The organism is Cupriavidus sp. HPC(L) (assembly GCF_000307735.3).
Lineage (GTDB): Bacteria > Pseudomonadota > Gammaproteobacteria > Burkholderiales > Burkholderiaceae > Cupriavidus.
Window position 1 is genome coordinate 1 of record NZ_AMPR02000393.1, and the last position, 1286, is coordinate 1286.

A 1286-nucleotide genomic window follows, 5' to 3' on the forward strand; every position below is an offset into this window, starting at 1 on the left:
CGCAGCCCCAGTGGACGCCGCTGGCGGCCCAGGCCGACGCTCTGCCGCCCGCCTGGCGCGCGCTGCTGGCGCCATGCCTGGCCACACCCGCATGGCAGCGGCTCGCCGACTTCGTCGACGGCGAGCGCGCCGCCGGCAAGCCGGTCTTCCCGCGCGACGTCTTTCACGCGCTGCATCTGACGCCGCCCGAGGCGGTCAAGGTCGTGATTCTCGGCCAGGACCCCTATCACGGCGTCGGCGTGGTCGATGGCATCGAGGTGCCGCAGGCGCATGGCCTGGCCTTTTCGGTGCCGGACGGCGTGCGGGTGCCGCCGAGCCTGCGCAATATCTTCAAGGAAATCGCCGCCGAGTACGGCGACCCGGCGGTGGCGCGGCCCACGGCCTCCGGCAATCTGGAAGGCTGGGCGCGCCAGGGCGTGCTGCTGCTCAATACGGTGCTGACGGTCGAACAGGGACAAGCCGCCAGCCACGCCAGGCGCGGCTGGGAGGCGGTCACCGACCGCCTGATCGCGGCGCTGGCGGCCAACCGGCCGCATCTGGTGTTCCTGCTGTGGGGCAGCCACGCGCAGGCCAAGAAGGACCTGCTGGCGGGCGAGCACTGCATCCTGGAGGCGCCGCACCCGTCGCCGCTGTCGGCCCATCGCGGCTTTCTCGGCTGCGGGCATTTCCGCCTCGCCAACGATTGGCTGGTCGAGCACCAGCGCGAGCCGATCGACTGGAGCGCGCACTAGGCGCGAACGGCCCAGGCGCGAACGTACCGTCGCCCCCGCGAACGCGGGGGCCCAGCGACTTTTGCGCGGTGGTGAAAGCCGCTGGGTTCCCGCCTGCGCGGGAACGATAATCAGGCGACTACGTGGTGCGCCACTCGAACAGCTCGAACTCGCCCTCGCCGGGCTCGACCTCGAGCCTTTCCACCTGCGCCGCCGGCGGGCCCTGCTCCATCCATTCGCGCAACTTCGCCAGCCGCTCCGGCGGACCGTACGCCATCACCTCGACGGTGCCATCGTCGCGGTTGCGTACCCAGCCGCCCAGGCCGAGCTGGATCGCCAGATCCTCGCAGGCCGCGCGATAGCCGACCCCCTGCACCTTGCCGTGCGCCACCATGTGCCAGGTTTCCATCGCCGTCCCTCCTTGCGAGTCCTTACGCCCTTGCATCCGTAGATCCGTACAAACCTAGACTAGTGCGATGACGGCGCCATGACCACCCCCGCGCGCAGGGGGCGGCCCTTGCGGGGCACGCACGGCCGGCGTTCAGGCGCGCTGCCGGATCGCGCGGCCGATCGCGC

The 1286-nt window shown here is 71.5% G+C and carries 2 protein-coding genes; one reads left to right on the forward strand and one right to left on the reverse strand.

Annotated features, from left to right (window positions below; all coding sequences use genetic code 11):
• The first annotated feature begins 20 nt into the window (after nt 1-20).
• The gene (locus B551_RS18320) at nt 21-731 is read left to right on the forward strand and encodes a uracil-DNA glycosylase (protein ID WP_083492664.1); all 711 of its coding nucleotides are present in this window, start codon (nt 21-23) and stop codon (nt 729-731) included.
• A gap of 118 nt (nt 732-849) precedes the next feature.
• On the opposite strand, the gene B551_RS18325 is transcribed toward B551_RS18320, so the two are convergent.
• The gene (locus tag B551_RS18325) at nt 850-1119 is read right to left on the reverse strand and encodes an acylphosphatase (protein WP_006580185.1); all 270 of its coding nucleotides are present in this window, start codon (nt 1117-1119) and stop codon (nt 850-852) included.
• Nucleotides 1120-1286 lie beyond the last annotated feature (167 nt).